Source organism: Lentzea sp. NPDC059081 (genome assembly GCF_042738015.1).
Taxonomy (GTDB): domain Bacteria; phylum Actinomycetota; class Actinomycetes; order Mycobacteriales; family Pseudonocardiaceae; genus Lentzea.
Genome location: NZ_JBHYGW010000002.1, coordinates 1 through 15,020 on the forward strand (window position 1 = coordinate 1; position 15,020 = coordinate 15,020).

The following is a 15,020-nucleotide window of genomic DNA, read 5'->3' on the forward strand; positions in this document are numbered from 1 at the left end:
CCAGAGGTGGAAGACCGGTAACGGTTGGAGCTGACTGGTACTAATAGGCCGAGGACTTGTTACAAAGACGCTACGCATCCACTGTGCGGTTCTGGAAGAACCGAGCGGCAACCGATCGCCGCAGGTACAACTCCACAGAGTTTCGGTGGTTATAGCGTTGGGGAAACACCCGGTCCCATTCCGAACCCGGTAGTTAAGCCCTTCTGCGCCGATGGTACTGCACTGGTTACGGTGTGGGAGAGTAGGTCGCCGCCGGACAATCTTTCAGAAGGCCCCTGAGGGTCGAGCACTCCGGTGCTCCCCTCAGGGGTCTTCTGCATGTCCGGGTCAGGAATTCCGCTTGCCCGCCCTGATCTCATGGAGGTCATGGACGCGGTCGTGCACACAAGCCTGGAGTCGTTCGACGCCGCCACCCACGATCGGCTCGCCGCCGATCCGGTGCGCAACACGGTGGCCATCACCTCACTGGACCGCATCCGCCGCCTGCCGGCCGAACACCCGCCGGTCCTGATCACCTTCCACGACCACGGCGAAGTCGTCGGCTCCCTGATCCGCACCCCGCCCTGGCCGTACCAGACCGCCGACCTTCCCCTGGCCGCGGTCGACCTGGCGGTGCAGATCGCCACCGAACTGGATCCGGACGCTCCGGGAGTCACCGGTCCGCGCACTACATCAGAGGCGTTCGCCACAGCGACCGGCAAGTCCTGCACGGAGTCCCTGGCCACCAGGCTCTACCGCCTGAACGAGCTCGCACCGCCCATCGTCGACGGCATCGGCCGCCTGGCCACCGAGGACGACGTCGAGCTGCTGGCCGGCTGGCGCCAGGAGTTCCTCGACGAGGCAGTCCCCGAAGCACCGGCCGAGTCCACGATCGACCACGTCCGAGGCTCCCTGCGCCTGGGCAACGGCCACGTCGTGTGGGAGATGGACAACACCCCGGTCGCCTGGGCCGCCGGCAGCCTGCCGCAGGCGGGCATGACCAGAGTCGGCCCGGTCTACACCCCACCCGAACGCCGTCGGCACGGCTACGGCGCCGCGGCCAGCGCGATGATCAGCCAGTGGGCCCTCGACCAGGGTGCCGACGAGGTCCTCCTCTTCGCCGACCTGACCAACCCGGTCTCGAACTCCATCTACCAGCGCATCGGCTACGAGCCGGTGGAGGACTGGGCGGAGTTCTGGTGGAAGCCCTGAGCGGGAGCGACGAACTAGTCGAACAGCTCCTGCGACAACGGCCGGTTGCGGACGTGCGACGAGAACACGAGCGACGTGGTCGTGTCCCCGTACCGCTGCATCACCTCGACGAGCTCCTCCAGCTCACCCATCGACCGGCACACGACCCGCAGCAGCCAGCAGTCGTCGCCCGTCACGTGGTCGGCGTCGAGGATCTGCGGCAGCACCAGCACCTGCGACCGGAACCGCGGCGTGTCCAGCGACCGGACCCGCACCCGCACGATCGACTCGATCGGCAGGCCCAGCCGTGCCGGCGACACCACGGCCGTGAAGCCGGTGATCACGCCCAGCGTCTCCAGGCGTCGTACCCGTTCGGTCACGGCCGGCGCCGACAGGGACACCTCGCGGCCGAGCGCGGTGAACGACATGCGTCCGTCGTCCTGCAGCAACGACAGGATCTTCCAGTCCACGGCGTCGAGTTCCACCTGGAAATCATAAGGAGAACGTCGGGAACGCCTGGACTTCCGCATGTCCGAACGGGGAGAACCCAAGCAACATCGAGGGCATGACGAACGCACTGCGCTTCCCCGCCGCCGCCCCGCACACCGCGGCCGCCTTCTTCGCCGCCGAGCTCGCGTTCGAGGCTGACCCCGACGACGTCCACCGCGATCTCGAAGCGGGCAACCAGGAGGGGTACGTGCTCGTGGAGACGCGCGCACCCGAGGCGTTCGAACAGGCGCGCATCCCCGGCGCGATCAACCTCCCGTACCGCGACCTGCCAGAGCGGCTGGACCTCGACCCCGAGCTGGTCTACATCTGCTACTGCGAGAGCTTCCAGTGCAACGCCGCGACCAAGGGCGCGCTCGCCCTCGCACAACGGGGTTACCGGGTGAAGCGGCTCGCCGGCGGCATCACGGCCTGGCGGGACGCGGGCTACCCGATCGAGGGAGACGTCACCCGGCAGGACACCACCCAGCGAGACGTCGCGCCGCAGGACATCACCGGATCGGACGTTTCCAAGGTCGCGTGTCACTGCTGACCTCCCCCGACATAGGCTCAAGTGCGTGAACGCACCGCGCCTGCTCGTCCTGCAGCCCTCGGAGTCCGACCCGCTCGCCAAGCTGGGTGACTGGCTCGAAGCCGAGGGCGTCGAGCTCCACCTCGTGCCGTTGAAGGACGAGCCCGCGCCGGAGAACCTCGACGGCTACCAGGGCGTCGTCTGCCTCGGCGGTGAGATGGGGGCGCTCGACGACCTCGAGCACCCGTGGCTCGCCGACGCGCGCCGGCTGCTGTCCAACGCGGTCGCGCAGCGAGTGCCGACGCTCGCCATCTGCCTCGGCGCGCAGCTCCTCGCCGCCGCCACCGGTGGCCAGGTGCGCAAGGGTCCACAAGGGCCGGAGGTCGGTGTGCTGCTGGTGGCGAAGCGCGACGCGGCGGGCAGGGACCCGTTGTTCGCCGACCTGCCCTTCACACCCGACGTGCTGCAGTTCCACAACGACGAGGTGCACCTGTTGCCGCCGGGTGCCGAACATCTCGCCGCGTCGCCGAAATACGCGAACCAGGCGTTTCGGGTGGGCGAGAGCGCTTACGGACTTCAGTTCCACATCGAGACGACGCCGGAAATCGTCTTGAACTGGGCCGCGAAGGATCCTGATTCGGCGGCGTGCGCGCGAGGCCACCACTTCGACCAGGAGTTCCTCGAGGAAGCGCACCGCGACTTCGAGGAGGTGTGGCGGCCGTTCGTCGCCCGGTTCGCGAAGCTCGTACGGGGAGAACTGTCGCCGGCAGGACGTTTGGGCACACAACTTCCGTTGGTGTGACGTTACTTTCGTAGGTTTTAAGACATCCTCCGTTGGCGGTACCGTAACCTCCTGGACAGCTTGTTCGATCCAGCCGGAGGATCAGTGTGGATCCCGCACTTGTAGTGATCATCGTCGTTGTCACTGCTCTCATCTTCGATTTCACGAACGGGTTCCACGACACGGCCAACGCCATGGCCACCTCCATCGCCACGGGCGCGCTCAAGCCCCGCACGGCGGTCGCGTTGTCGGCGGTGCTCAACCTCGTGGGGGCGTTCCTCTCGGTCGAGGTGGCCAAGACCATCTCCGGCGGGATCGTCGACGACGCCCAGATCACGCCCGCGGTCATCTTCGGCGGGCTGGTCGGCGCGATCATGTGGAACCTCGTCACCTGGTACGTCGGCCTCCCGTCGAGCTCGTCGCACGCGTTGTTCGGCGGCCTGATCGGTGCCGCGTGGGTCGCGTCCGGTGTGGACGCCATCCACTTCGCGAAGGTCGTCGACAAGGTCCTGGTGCCCGCGGTCGTGGCGCCGCTCGTCGCCGGACTGGTCGCGGCCATCGCCACGATCGTCGTCTACCGCTTCAAGAAGGCGGCCGACCCGCGCGTCGCGCACACCGGCTTCAAGGTCGGCCAGGTCGCGTCCGCCTCGCTCGTCTCCCTCGCGCACGGCACGAACGACGCCCAGAAGACGATGGGCATCATCACGCTCGCGCTGATCACGTCCGGCTCGCTCGCGCCCGGTTCCGGCCCGCCCACCTGGGTGATCATCAGCGCCGGTCTCGCGATCGCGCTCGGCACGTACCTCGGCGGCTGGCGCATCACGCACACGCTGGGCCGCGGCCTCACCACCATCGAGCCCGCGCAGGGCTTCGCGGCGCAGACCTCGACCGCCACCGCGATCCTCGCGTCGTCGCACCTCGGCTTCGCGCTGTCCACCACGCACGTCGCGTCCGGCGGCATCATGGGCTCCGGCCTCGGCCGGGACCGCCGCGGCGTCAAGTGGGGGACCATGGGCAAGATGGCCGCGGGCTGGCTGCTCACGCTGCCCGCCGCCGGCATCGTCGGCGCGCTCGCGGGCAAGTGGGCGTCCACCGGCACCGTCGGCATCATCGGCGTCGCCGTCATCGGTCTCGCGGTGTCGATCGGCATCTGGATCCTGGCGCGGCGCGAGCCCGTCAAGCCCGAGCACATCGTCGACGAGGTGGCGGCCCAGGCCGAACTGCACAAGGTGGCGGCATGAAGGTCGACTGGATGGCGCTGCTCCAGGTCTTCGGCGCCACGCTGCTGGCCACCGTGCTGGTCGTGACGTTGTTCGTGGTCGGCATCCGCGCGTTGTCGGGCGACAGGAAGGTGCCCGCCTACGCGAGCTTCGCCGGCTGCGTCGTGGTCGTGCTCTACGGGCTCTCCCTGATCGTCTTCTGATCCGGTGAGGACTAAGTTCTCTCCTTGATGAGCGAACCAGTCCGCCACGCGTCACCAGCAAGGTTCGGGCTCACCGAGGCGCGCAGCGAGGAAGTGCTGCGCGGGCTCGGTCTGTGGGCTGACCGCCGTCCCGCCGACGGCGCGGAGCCGGTGCTGGCCGCGCTGTCCCGCAGCCCCGACCCGGACCTCGCGCTCCGCGGCTTGGAGCGCCTCCACGCCGCCGCCGACTGGGAGGCGTTGTCGGCCGCGCTGCACGACGACGTGGTGGTGCGCGGCCGCCTGCTCGCCGTGCTCGGCTCGTCGACCGCCCTGTCGGACTTCCTGGTCGTGAACACCGAACGCTGGCGTTCGCTGACCGACGACGTCGACGTGTCGCTGGAGCTCGCCGACGGGGACGTGCTGCGCACCGAGTACCGGGCGAAGCTCCTGCTCGTCGCGGCCAACGACCTCGCGCACGTCGTCGAGCCCGAGCTGCCGTTCGTCCCGTACGACACGGTGGCGGCGCAGCTGTCCGATCTGGCCGTGTCCGCGTTGCGGGCGTCGTTGAAGCTGGCCGCGGACAAGGTGAACGGCGCCGACCGCTGCAAGCTCGCGGTGATCGCGATGGGCAAGTGCGGCGCGAACGAGCTGAACTACGTGAGCGACGTCGACGTCGTGTTCGTCGCCGAGGGCGACCTGGGCGTGGCGACCCGGCTGGCCAGCACGATGATGCAGATCGCCGGCCAGTCGTGCTTCGAGGTCGACGCGGCGCTGCGGCCGGAGGGCAAGGCGGGCGCGCTGGTCCGCACCGTGGAGGGCCACGCCTCCTACTACAAGAAGTGGGCGCGGACCTGGGAGTTCCAGGCGCTGCTCAAGGCGCGGCCGGTCGCGGGCGACGAGGAGCTGGGCCAGTCCTACCTCGACGTCGTGCGGCCCTACGTGTGGACGGCGGCCGAGCGCGAGAACTTCGTCGAGGACGTTCAAGCGATGCGCCGCCGCGTCGAGGACCACGTGCCGTCCGGGCTGGCGGACCGCGAGCTGAAGCTGGGCCGCGGCGGACTGCGCGACGTCGAGTTCGCCGTGCAGCTGTTGCAGCTCGTGCACGGCCGGTCCGACGAGGACCTGCGGATCCAGGCGACGACGGCCGCGTTGGCCGCGCTGGGCACCGGTGGGTACGTCGGACGCGAGGACGCTGCGGACTTCGGGCGCTCCTACCGGTTCCTGCGCACGTTGGAGCACCGGCTGCAGTTGCAGCGTTTACTGCGCACGCACCTCTTCCCGGCTGACGACGACGTGACGGCGTTGCGCTGGCTGGCGCGGTCGGTCGGGCTGCACGCCGACGGTCGCAAGTCGGAGGGACAGGTGCTGCTCGCGGAGTTCCGCAAGCACGCCAACCAGGTCCGGCGGCTGCACGAGAAGCTGTTCTACCGGCCGCTGCTGCAGTCCGTGGCGGGCGTGCCGACGGAGGCGTTGCGCCTCACCACCAAGGAGGCCGTCGCACGACTGGCGGCTCTCGGCTACACCTCGCCCGACGGCGCGTTGCGGCACATCCAGGCGTTGACGCACGGCATGTCACGGCGTGCTCGCATCCAGGGCGCGCTGCTGCCGGTGCTGCTGGACCTGTTCGCCGGCACCCCGGACCCCGACGGCGGGCTGCTGGCGTACCGGAAGGTGTCCGAGGCGCTCGCCGAAACCCCCTGGTACCTGAGGCTGTTGAGGGACGAGGGCGCGGTCGTCGAACGGCTCGCGTGCCTGCTGGGCACCTCCCGTCTCGTGCCCGATCTGCTGACGCGGGCACCGGAGGTGCTGCGGCTGCTCGCGGACACCGAGGCGTTGGTCGGCGGCGACCCGCACTCGATCGGGAACCCGTTGCGCAGCGCGGTGTCCCGGTACCCGGGAGCGGCGCGGGCGATCGCGGCGGCGAGGTCGTTGCGGCGCCACGAGCTGCTGCGCATCGCGGCGGCGGACCTGCTGGGGTTCATGCCGTTGGAGACGGTGTGCGTCTCGCTGTCCGAGGTGTGGAGCGCGGTGCTGGAGAGCGCGCTCGACGCGGCTGTGCGGTCGGCGGGCGAGCCGGTGGCCGCGCTCGCGGTGATCGGCATGGGGCGGCTCGGCGGGCACGAGCTCGGCTACGGGTCGGACGCGGACGTGATGTTCGTGTGCAGACCGTTCGACGGGGTGTCCGACGCCGAGGCCGCGAAGTGGGCCGGCGGCGTCGTGGAGAACATCCGGAAGCTGCTCGGCGCACCGTCGCAGGACCCGCCGCTGCAGGTCGACGCGGACCTGAGGCCGGAGGGGCGGCAGGGACCGCTGGTGCGGACCCTCGAGTCGTACCGCGCCTACTACCGGCAGTGGGCGGAGATCTGGGAGAAGCAGGCGCTGCTGCGGGCCCGGTTCATCGCGGGCGACGCGGAACTGGGCGCCGACTTCGAGGCGTTGATCAACCCGTTGCGGTACCCGGCCGAGGGACTGGACGCGGCGTCGGTGCGGGAGATCCGGCGGATCAAGGCGCGGGTCGACGCGGAACGACTGCCGCGCGGTGCCGACCCGAGCACGCACACCAAGCTCGGCCGCGGCGGGCTCGCGGACGTGGAGTGGACCGTGCAGTTGTTGCAGCTGCAGCACTCGGGTGAGGTCCCCGGGCTGCGCACACCGTCCACAATGGCCGCGATGGAGGCCGCCGTCGCCGCCGGTCTGCTGGACGAGGACGACGCCGCGGCGCTGAAGACCGCGTGGAACCTCGCGACCCAGGCCCGCAACGCCGTGACGCTGGTGCGGGGCAAGGCGTCGGACCAGCTGCCCACGTCCGGGCGCGATCTCGTGGCCGTCGCCTCGGTGATGGGGCACCCGCCCGACGGCGATCCGGGGGAGTTCCTCGAGGAGTACCGCAGGACCACTCGCCGTGCACGTGCGGTGGCGGAGCGTGTCTTCTACGGTGAGGGACTGTGAAAGCCATCGCGTTGACCCGGTTCGGCGATGCCGACGTCCTCTCGCTGCAGGAGCTGCCCGACCCGCTGCTCGGTCCAGACCAGGTGCTGGTGGAGGTGCGGGCGGCCGGGGTGAACCCGGTGGACACCAAGATCAGAGCCGGGTACCTGCAGGGTCTGCTGCCGCACCACACGCCGTTGGTCCCCGGCTGGGACGTCGCCGGGGTCGTGCGGGCGGTCGGCATCGGCGTGCGGGACTGGCAGCCGGGCGACGAGGTGCTCGCGTACGCGAGCAAGGACCACGTGCAGTTCGGCACCCACGCCGAGCTGGTCGCGCTGCCGGACCGGATGGTGGCGCGCAAACCGTCCACCGTGGACTTCGTGACCGCCGCCGCGCTGCCACTGGCCGGCCTGACCGCGTTGCAGTCGCTGAAGGCGGTCGGCACCGGTCCCGGCGACGTGGTGCTGGTGCACGCCGCGGCCGGCGGCGTCGGCCACCTCCAGGTGCAGATCGCGCGTGAGCTCGGTGCCGCGCGGGTGCTCGGCACGGCGTCACCGCGCAACCACGAGTTCGTCCGGTCTCTGGGCGCCGAACCGGTGGCCTACGGCGACGCCCTGGTCGACGCCGTGGCGGAGCTGGCCGGCGGTGACGGCCAGGTCGACGTGGTGGTCGACAACGTCGGCGGGCTCGCGTTCGAGCAGTCGCTGCGGCTGGTGCGCGACCGGGCGCGGATGACGTCCATTGTGGAAGGTCCGCGCGCTGGAGCACGGCGTGGCGAACACCTGGGCGCGACCGAACGCGGAACAGACCCAGTGGCTCGTCGATCTCGTGGCGGCCGGGTCCCTGCACGTCGAGGTGCAGCAGACATTTCCGTTGGCGGAAGCCGTAAAGGCGCACAAACTGCTCGAAGGTGGGCACGTGCGCGGAAAAGTCGTGCTCACCGTCTGAAATCTTCAGCTATTTCTTCAGGTTTGGGGGCACTCCGCTGTGGAGTGCCCCGCTTTCCTGAACTGCTCAGTCCTCGTCCGCGTCGGGGTCGACAGCGGGGGCGCTGGTGTAGACCTCGACCACCCACTCCTCTTCCAACGACTCGGCGTCGTCGGCGTCGGGAACGAGGCGGTTGTAAGCGCGGACACCGAGGTCGAGCACGTCAGCGGCCTGAACCGCTTCGAGCGCCTCGGCTGCCGAGCCGACGATGTGGGTGGTGAGCAGCTGCGGAGCCGTGAATTCGGCGACTTCTTGGGACACGGGCGGACCCTAGCGCATTGACGTTTCACCCAATCGAGATGAGACTAGGCGGCGCTCATGGGGGAGTTGGGTTTTGTCGCGGGGGTCGAACAGAGGAAGTCATGCAGCATCGCAGGGTCACGCGCCGAGGTAAGACCGTGATCGCCATCGCGGGCGTGGCTGTCGGAGTGCTCGCGTTACTGGGTGTGATCCAATTTGCACTGAGCGGCAGCAACTCCGCCGCCCAGCCTAACGCCACCACCACGACGACTACGTCGAATGGCGTCGAAACGCCTGACGCCGCACTGGAAACGACCGAGCCGTCGGCGGACGTGAAGGTCCAGACAGGATCTTTCAAGCAGCAGCGCGGCATGCTGACCATAGAGGTCAACCGCGTGGAAGCGGCCAACGGCCGCGTGAAGCTCTTCGTCACGGCCACGAACGCCTCCCAGGCCAGAATGACCCTCCCCGTGGACGGCATCGCGGTCCTGGACGATCTGAAGCGCACCTACGCGGCCTCCAGCAGCAAGTGGGAGAGCCTCGTCACCCAGGGCACCACGACATCCGGCACCGTCGTGCTCGACGAGAGAGTCGGCGAGGGCGTGAACTCCCTCACCCTGACGTTCAGCTCGATCTCCGGTCAGTTCGCGCCGACCGGCGCGGCGATCACCGTGACGGGCATTCCACTGCCGAAGTGATAACCCGCGCCACCGTGGGTACGCCTTGATGCATGACGCAACGCGGAAGTGACACGCACGGCTTCGCGAAGGACGACCACCTGAAGAAGGAGGTCGAGAACGAGCTGCGCGCCAACGGCCCGACGCGATCCGAGGCGTGGCGCGAGCCGGAGATGCCGGAACCGGACGAAAACCCGGAGGAATCGCGCGACTAAGTCGCTTACTGTGCGGGCGTGAAGTTCCTGTTCTTCTGGGGCCATCAGCCCGAACGCGACGGCAGCACCGGCAAGGGCTGCCTCTCGCAGTGGTGGCCGTGCGCTTTCGTCGTGGACGGCCAGGAGTTCGCGTCCGCCGAGCACTACATGATGTGGCGCAAGGCGTTGCTGTTCGGCGACACCGCCGTGGCCGAGCAGGTGCTCGCGGCGCGCACTCCGGCCGAGGCCAAGTCGTTGGGCCGAGTGGTCACCGGTTTTTCCGACGAGGCGTGGGAATCCGCGCGTCTCGGCGTGGTCGTCGAGGGCAACCTGGCCAAGTTCGGCCAGGACCCCGCGCTGCGCTCCTACTTGCTGAGCACCGGATCCCGCGTCCTGGTCGAAGCCAGTCCGCAGGACCGCGTGTGGGGAATCGGCCTGGCAGCGTCGGATCCGCGTGCGTCGGACCCCGCGACGTGGCTCGGCCTCAACCTGCTCGGTGAGGCGCTGATGGAGGTTCGTTCGCGGCTGTCAGCGTGAGGTAGGTGGTGAGTGCCGCCAGCGTGATGCCGCAGGGGACGAGTCCTTTGCGGATCATCGCCGGGATGTCCCGCAACGGCACCCATTCGATCCTCGCGGCCTCCGCCGGGTCGTGCTCACCGGTCTTCTCGGCGTTGCTGCCGAGGAAGATGTGAGTGGTGTGCGAGCTGATGCCGTTCATGGGGTTGATGCTCACCAACGGCTCGACGCGCACCTTGTACCCGGTTTCCTCTTCGGTCTCACGAACCGCGGCGTCCTCAGCCGTCTCACCTTCCTCGAGCCGGCCGGCCGGAACCTCCCAGCCCCAGGCGCCGGTGGCGAACCGATGCCGCCACATCAGCAGAACCCGGTCGTCCTCGACGACCACCACAGCCGTCGACGGGTACGGCAGGCGCAGCACGTGGTGCTCGAAACGAGCGCCGTCAGGGATCTCGACGTCGTCCAGGTCGACGCTCATCCACTCCGACTCGTACATCCTGCGGGTGCCGTGCACCGTCCATTGCGTCACCGGCAACCAGTACCACGTGAACCTCGCGCCCGCGCCGCGCGTGTGTCATGCGTAGCCGAAGCAGGGGAGAAACGATGTTCAGCTACTCAGGCCCGGCGCGACTCGTCTACGCGGACGGCAACGCGGCCGACCTGGACCGCGTGGACCTGATCGAGACGGAGACGGGCGGCTTCTGGCAGCTGTCCGGCGCGGGCACGGCCGCCGAGGCCCTCGACGCCGGCACGGCCCGCATCAAGCTGCCGACCGGTGGCGAGGCCGACGTGGTGGTGTCGAACGTGCGGGTGAGCGAGGGCGCGCGCGGGGTGTCGTGCAGCGTGACGCTGATCAGCACGTCCTGAGCTCGGAACGCCGGAAGGCCCGGCGGGACGAGTCCCACCGGGCCTTCCTGACCTGCCAGGCAGCCTCTCCTGAAGGCGGCCTGACCACCGATCACACGTCGTAGTACAGCGCGAACTCGTAGGGGTTCGGGCGCAGACGCAGCGGGTCGATCTCCTGCTCGCGCTTGAACGAGATCCAGGTGTCGATCACGTCCGGCGTGAACACGCCGCCCTCGAGCAGGAAGTCGTGGTCCGCCTCGAGGCTGTCCAGCACCGCGTCGAGCGTGGCCGGGACCTGCTTGACGTCGCGGGCCTCCTCGGGCGGGAGCTCGTAGAGGTCCTTGTCGATCGGGGCCGGCGGCTCGATCTTGTTCTTCACGCCGTCGAGGCCCGCCATGACCATCGCCGAGAAGGCGAGGTACGGGTTGCCGGAGGAATCGGGGCAGCGGAACTCGATGCGCTTGGCCTTCGGGTTGTTGCCCGTGATCGGGATGCGGACGCACGCCGAGCGGTTGCGCTGGGAGTACACGAGCGAGACCGGGGCCTCGTAGCCGGGGACCAGGCGGTGGTAGGAGTTCACCGTCGGGTTGGTGAAGGCCAGCAGCGACGGCGCGTGGTGCAGGATGCCGCCGATGTAGTGGCGGGCGGTGTCGGACAGGCCCGCGTAGCCGCTCTCGTCGTGGAACAGCGGCGAGCCGTCCTTCCACAGCGACTGGTGGGTGTGCATGCCCGAGCCGTTGTCGCCGAAGAGGGGTTTCGGCATGAAGGTGACGGTCTTGCCGGCCTGCCACGCGGTGTTCTTGATGATGTACTTGAACAGCATCAGGTCGTCCGCGGCGTGCAGCAGCGTGTTGAAGCGGTAGTTGATCTCCGCCTGGCCCGCCGTGCCGACCTCGTGGTGGGCGCGCTCGACCGCGAAGCCGTTCGCCTCCATGTTGAGGACCATCTGGTCGCGGAGGTCCGCGTAGTGGTCGGTCGGCGTGACGGGGAAGTAGCCGCCCTTGTACTTCACCTTGTAGCCGAGGTTGCCGCCCTCCTCGTCACGACCGGTGTTCCACCAGCCGGACTCGGAGTCGATCTTGTGGAACGCCCCGTTCGCCGTCGTGTCGAACTGGATCGAGTCGAAGATGTAGAACTCGGCCTCGGCGCCGAAGTAGGCGGTGTCGGCGATGCCGGAGTCGGTGATGTACTGCTCGGCCTTGCGCGCGATGTTGCGCGGGTCGCGGCTGTAGGCCTCACGCGTGAACGGGTCGTGCACGAAGAAGTTGACGATCAGCGTCTTCTCGATGCGGAACGGGTCCAGGCGCGCGGTGTACAGGTCGGGCAGCAGCAGCATGTCCGACTCGTGGATGGACTGGAAGCCGCGCACGGAGGAGCCGTCGAAGGCGAGTCCCTCTTCGATCGCGTCGGCGTCGAACGCCTTCGCCGGGAGCGTGAAGTGCTGCATCACGCCGGGCAGGTCGCTGAACCGCACGTCGACGAACTTGACGCCCTCGTCGGTGATGAACTTCAGCACCTCGTCGGAATTCTTGAACACCCTCGTCGACTCCTTGACTATGGACAACGGCTTGTCATCGCGAGCGACGGTATGTCGGCGGTGTTGCCCGTCCGTCACTCCGATGTTTCGCCAGTGTTAACGGGCCGGTCGGAGGGGGCAAGCGGACCTGCTGGTCCTCACCCCGCGTTCACCCGCTTACTCTGGAGGAGTGAGCAGGTGGACCGGATCGTGGCTGTCAGGACCTGATTCTGTGCTGTCGCCGGGTGGAGACGCGGCGGACGGCACCCAGCAGCGCTGGCGCGGCGAGCGCCACGGGTTCCCCAAGGACGGTCCCGGCTCGATCGCCTCGATCGGACGGCGGACGTTCGCCATCCTCGTCGACTTCCTGCTCGCCGCGGGCGTCGCGGGATTGTTCACGAGGCCGGAACTGCCGCGCAACTGGAGCCTGCTGGCCTGGTTCGTCATCACCGTCGTCGCGGTCGCGTACTTCGGGTTCACGCCCGGCCACGCCCTGCTCGGGCTGCGGGTGGCGCGCATCGACGGCAAGGCGTTCGTGCACCTGCCCCGCGCGCTGCTGCGCACGATCCTCATCTTCCCGCTGATCCCGGCGCTGGTCTGGGACGCGGACGGGCGGTGCCTGCACGACAAGGCCGCCGGCACCGTCGTCATCAAGGTGCGGTAGCCCCGCGCCGGAACCGGCCGGGCGCCATCCCGAACTCCCTCTTGAACGCCGTCGCGAACGCGAACTCCGACGTGTAGCCGACCTGGCGCGCCACCGCGGCCAGCGTCTCGTCGCCGTCGCGCAGCAGCCGTGCGCCCGTGCTCAGCCGCCACCAGGTCAGGTACGCCATCGGCGGCTGCCCGACCAGTGCGGTGAACCGTCGTGCGAAGGCCGTCTTGGACATGCCCGCCCGGCCGGCGAGCTCGGGCACGGTCCACGGGTGGGCGGGCTCGCGGTGCACGTGGCGCAGGGTGGCGGCGATGACGGGGTCGGTGAACGCGGCGCACCAGCCCGTGCCGGGACTGCGTTCGGACTCCTCCTCCAGCCACGCGCGCAGCAGGTACACGAGCAGCAGGTCCAGCAACGCGGGCAGCGCGGCCCCCGCACCCGGCTCCGACTCCACGACGTCCGCGCCGAGCAGGTCCACGGCGGCGCGCAGGGCGGGATGCCTGCCGGGCCGGGCGCGCAGGTGCAGCACGTCCGGCAGGGTGCGCAGGAACGGGTGCGCTTGCCCGCGGTCCAAGCGGTAGGCGCCGCACACCAGGTGCGTGGGCGCGTCGGGATCGTCGGGCGCGTGGTCCGTGTCGCGGGCGGGTGGCAGTTCGGCCGCGGTGCGGTCCGGGCGGTCGCTCAGGCCGTGCAGCGCGCCGTGCGGCAGGAAGACGACGTCACCGGCGTCGAGGCGCACCGGCTCGCCGGACGGCGGGATCAGCCAGCACGACCCGCGCAGCACGACGTGGAAGCCGGCGCCGGGGTACGGGCCGAACCGCAGACCCCACGGCTCGCCGAAGCGGGAGCGGGTGAACTTGGCGCGACCCACGCGCATGGTGGCGATGACATCGGTGAAGACGTCCACCGCTTCACCCTAGCCGCAGTCTGATCGCGTATTTCCGAGACCTTCTCGGACATGGGAAAGACCGATGCGCGGTACTTACGGTGAGACCATGACCGCTTACGTAGTGATCGACTCGGACATCGCCGACGAGGAAGGCTTCCAGCAGTACGTGGACGCCGTGTTCCCGCTCCTGGAGAAGGCGGGCGCGCGCAACGTCCTCGACGACGCCACCCCGCTCGTGCTCGAGGGCGACTGGTCGTGGCGCAGGCTCGTGATCCACGAGTTCGAGAGCAGGCAGGCCGTGGAGGACTTCTGGAACTCGCCGGAGTACGCGCCGCTCAAGGAGCTCCGCCGCCGGTACTCGACGGTGAAGGTCGCCGTCGGCGGCGCCTGACGTGGAGAGGCCCGCCGCACATGTCGTGCGACGGGCCTCTTCCTGCTGGTGGCGGTGGGTGTCAGCCGCGACGGCGGAGCGTGCGCTGGACGTTGCGCATCTTGGCGCCGGCCGGCATCGGGCCCTTCGGCAGCGCGGCGCCGCGGCTGGCCAGCGCGGACAGGCGGGTCTCCAGCGTGTCGACCTGGGCGGCCGTGATGTTGCGCGGCAGCTTCATCAGCGTCGACTGCAGCTTCTTCAGCGGGACCTGGCCGTCGCCCGTGCCGATGATGAAGTCGTAGATCGGGGTCTCGCCGACGACGCGCGAGATGCGCTTCTTCTCCTGCGCGAGGAGCGGCTTCACCCGCTGCGGCGCGCCCTCGGCGACCAGGACCACGCCAGGACGGCCGAGCACGCGGTGCACGGCGTCGAGCTGCGTGGTGCCCGCGACGGCGGGGGTGACGCGCCAGCGGCCGCGCAGGTTCTCGAGTGCCCAGGCACCGGCGCCGGGCTGGCCGTCCGCCTTGCGGAAGACGTTGCTCTGCACGCGGCGGCCGAAGATGATCACGGCCAGCAGCGCGCCGATGGCGACGCCCAGCGGCACGAACAGCCAGAGCTGGCCGAAGACCAGGCCCAGGACCACGGCGATCGCGGTGGCGCCGAGCACCGCGCCCAGCATCAGCGGGATGAGCGCCTTGTCCTCGCGGCGTTGCATCTTGAACGCCTCGAAGATCTGCTTGCGCCGCTCGCGTGATGCCGCGCGGCGAGCCTTCGACGCTTCCTTGGCAGCCGCCTTGTCCTGCTTACCAGCCATGTGGACAGGATACGGCGCGG

General features: G+C 69.4%; 19 protein-coding genes, 1 rRNA gene and 1 pseudogene. 15 read left to right on the top strand and 6 right to left on the bottom strand.

All coding sequences use genetic code 11. The features are described 5' to 3' along the window. Nucleotides 1-141 precede the first annotated feature (141 nt). Together rrf and ACFWV3_RS04385 are read left to right on the top strand one after the other, a co-directional pair. Nucleotides 142-258: ribosomal RNA gene (rrf, locus tag ACFWV3_RS04380) — 5S ribosomal RNA — on the top strand. Nucleotides 259-366: 108 nt separating this feature from the next. After that, nucleotides 367-1,191, top strand: a complete 825-nt coding sequence (locus ACFWV3_RS04385) for a GNAT family N-acetyltransferase (protein WP_382408176.1) — start codon at nucleotides 367-369, stop codon at nucleotides 1,189-1,191. Nucleotides 1,192-1,205: 14 nt separating this feature from the next. On the opposite strand, the gene ACFWV3_RS04390 is transcribed toward ACFWV3_RS04385, so the two are convergent. After that, nucleotides 1,206-1,655: an Lrp/AsnC family transcriptional regulator gene (locus ACFWV3_RS04390; protein WP_382408178.1), complete on the bottom strand. Its 450-nt coding sequence runs from the start codon at nucleotides 1,653-1,655 to the stop codon at nucleotides 1,206-1,208. Nucleotides 1,656-1,735: 80 nt separating this feature from the next. On the opposite strand from ACFWV3_RS04390, the gene ACFWV3_RS04395 reads away from it, so the two are divergent. From ACFWV3_RS04395 to ACFWV3_RS04425, 7 genes and pseudogenes are all read left to right on the top strand, one after another. Beyond that, complete coding sequence (locus ACFWV3_RS04395) at nucleotides 1,736-2,209, top strand: rhodanese-like domain-containing protein (protein WP_382408180.1); 474 nt, start codon at nucleotides 1,736-1,738, stop codon at nucleotides 2,207-2,209. A gap of 25 nt (nucleotides 2,210-2,234) precedes the next feature. Continuing rightward, the gene (locus ACFWV3_RS04400) at nucleotides 2,235-2,990 is read left to right on the top strand and encodes a type 1 glutamine amidotransferase (protein ID WP_382408183.1); all 756 of its coding nucleotides are present in this window, start codon (nucleotides 2,235-2,237) and stop codon (nucleotides 2,988-2,990) included. An 86-nt stretch (nucleotides 2,991-3,076) separates the two neighbouring features. Beyond that, nucleotides 3,077-4,210, top strand: coding sequence for an anion permease (locus ACFWV3_RS04405; RefSeq protein WP_382408185.1), 1,134 nt, complete (start codon nucleotides 3,077-3,079; stop codon nucleotides 4,208-4,210). Next, nucleotides 4,207-4,392, top strand: coding sequence for a hypothetical protein (locus ACFWV3_RS04410; protein WP_382408187.1), 186 nt, complete (start codon nucleotides 4,207-4,209; stop codon nucleotides 4,390-4,392). Before ACFWV3_RS04405 ends, ACFWV3_RS04410 begins: the two co-directional genes overlap by 4 nt. Before the next feature lie 27 nt (nucleotides 4,393-4,419). Beyond that, entirely contained in the window at nucleotides 4,420-7,320 is a 2,901-nt protein-coding gene (locus ACFWV3_RS04415) for a bifunctional [glutamine synthetase] adenylyltransferase/[glutamine synthetase]-adenylyl-L-tyrosine phosphorylase (protein WP_382408189.1), read from the top strand. Nucleotides 7,321-7,439: 119 nt separating this feature from the next. Then, nucleotides 7,440-7,979 (top strand): annotated as a pseudogene (locus ACFWV3_RS04420) (NADP-dependent oxidoreductase); the annotation flags it as partial. A 91-nt stretch (nucleotides 7,980-8,070) separates the two neighbouring features. After that, entirely contained in the window at nucleotides 8,071-8,247 is a 177-nt protein-coding gene (locus ACFWV3_RS04425; protein ID WP_382408191.1) for a zinc-binding dehydrogenase, read from the top strand. Between the two features lie 66 nt (nucleotides 8,248-8,313). Here ACFWV3_RS04425 and ACFWV3_RS04430 read toward each other — a convergent pair whose 3' ends face one another. Next, complete coding sequence (locus ACFWV3_RS04430) at nucleotides 8,314-8,547, bottom strand: hypothetical protein (RefSeq protein ID WP_382408193.1); 234 nt, start codon at nucleotides 8,545-8,547, stop codon at nucleotides 8,314-8,316. A gap of 137 nt (nucleotides 8,548-8,684) precedes the next feature. Here ACFWV3_RS04430 and ACFWV3_RS04435 point away from each other — a divergent pair, with 137 nt between their 5' ends. Genes ACFWV3_RS04435 through ACFWV3_RS04445 form a run of 3 tightly spaced genes read left to right on the top strand, consistent with a single transcriptional unit; the run spans nucleotide 8,685 to nucleotide 9,934 of the window. Further along, the gene (locus ACFWV3_RS04435) at nucleotides 8,685-9,224 is read left to right on the top strand and encodes a hypothetical protein (RefSeq protein ID WP_382408195.1); all 540 of its coding nucleotides are present in this window, start codon (nucleotides 8,685-8,687) and stop codon (nucleotides 9,222-9,224) included. Nucleotides 9,225-9,256: 32 nt separating this feature from the next. Beyond that, the gene (locus tag ACFWV3_RS04440) at nucleotides 9,257-9,418 is read left to right on the top strand and encodes a hypothetical protein (protein ID WP_382408197.1); all 162 of its coding nucleotides are present in this window, start codon (nucleotides 9,257-9,259) and stop codon (nucleotides 9,416-9,418) included. A gap of 18 nt (nucleotides 9,419-9,436) precedes the next feature. Then, complete coding sequence (locus ACFWV3_RS04445; protein WP_382408199.1) at nucleotides 9,437-9,934, top strand: NADAR family protein; 498 nt, start codon at nucleotides 9,437-9,439, stop codon at nucleotides 9,932-9,934. On the opposite strand, the gene ACFWV3_RS04450 is transcribed toward ACFWV3_RS04445, so the two are convergent. Continuing rightward, entirely contained in the window at nucleotides 9,882-10,442 is a 561-nt protein-coding gene (locus ACFWV3_RS04450; RefSeq protein ID WP_382408201.1) for an NUDIX hydrolase, read from the bottom strand. The genes ACFWV3_RS04445 and ACFWV3_RS04450 overlap by 53 nt on opposite strands. Nucleotides 10,443-10,516: 74 nt before the next feature. Here ACFWV3_RS04450 and ACFWV3_RS04455 point away from each other — a divergent pair, with 74 nt between their 5' ends. Next, the gene (locus ACFWV3_RS04455; RefSeq protein ID WP_382408203.1) at nucleotides 10,517-10,780 is read left to right on the top strand and encodes a hypothetical protein; all 264 of its coding nucleotides are present in this window, start codon (nucleotides 10,517-10,519) and stop codon (nucleotides 10,778-10,780) included. A 91-nt stretch (nucleotides 10,781-10,871) separates the two neighbouring features. Here the strand turns inward: ACFWV3_RS04455 and glnA are convergent, their stop codons facing one another. Next, on the bottom strand, nucleotides 10,872-12,296 hold the full coding sequence (glnA, locus tag ACFWV3_RS04460; RefSeq protein WP_382408205.1) for a type I glutamate--ammonia ligase: 1,425 nt from the start codon (nucleotides 12,294-12,296) through the stop codon (nucleotides 10,872-10,874). Nucleotides 12,297-12,465: 169 nt separating this feature from the next. On the opposite strand from glnA, the gene ACFWV3_RS04465 reads away from it, so the two are divergent. After that, a complete protein-coding gene (locus tag ACFWV3_RS04465) occupies nucleotides 12,466-12,939 on the top strand; it encodes an RDD family protein (RefSeq protein ID WP_382408207.1) in 474 nt (157 codons plus the stop codon). Here ACFWV3_RS04465 and ACFWV3_RS04470 read toward each other — a convergent pair. After that, the gene (locus ACFWV3_RS04470) at nucleotides 12,926-13,834 is read right to left on the bottom strand and encodes an AraC family transcriptional regulator (protein WP_382408209.1); all 909 of its coding nucleotides are present in this window, start codon (nucleotides 13,832-13,834) and stop codon (nucleotides 12,926-12,928) included. The genes ACFWV3_RS04465 and ACFWV3_RS04470 overlap by 14 nt on opposite strands. An 88-nt stretch (nucleotides 13,835-13,922) precedes the next feature. Here ACFWV3_RS04470 and ACFWV3_RS04475 point away from each other — a divergent pair, with 88 nt between their 5' ends. Continuing rightward, on the top strand, nucleotides 13,923-14,207 hold the full coding sequence (locus tag ACFWV3_RS04475) for a DUF1330 domain-containing protein (protein WP_382408211.1): 285 nt from the start codon (nucleotides 13,923-13,925) through the stop codon (nucleotides 14,205-14,207). Between the two features lie 61 nt (nucleotides 14,208-14,268). Here the strand turns inward: ACFWV3_RS04475 and ACFWV3_RS04480 are convergent, their stop codons facing one another. Beyond that, entirely contained in the window at nucleotides 14,269-15,000 is a 732-nt protein-coding gene (locus tag ACFWV3_RS04480) for a DUF4191 domain-containing protein (RefSeq protein WP_382408213.1), read from the bottom strand. Between the last annotated feature and the right edge of the window lie 20 nt (nucleotides 15,001-15,020).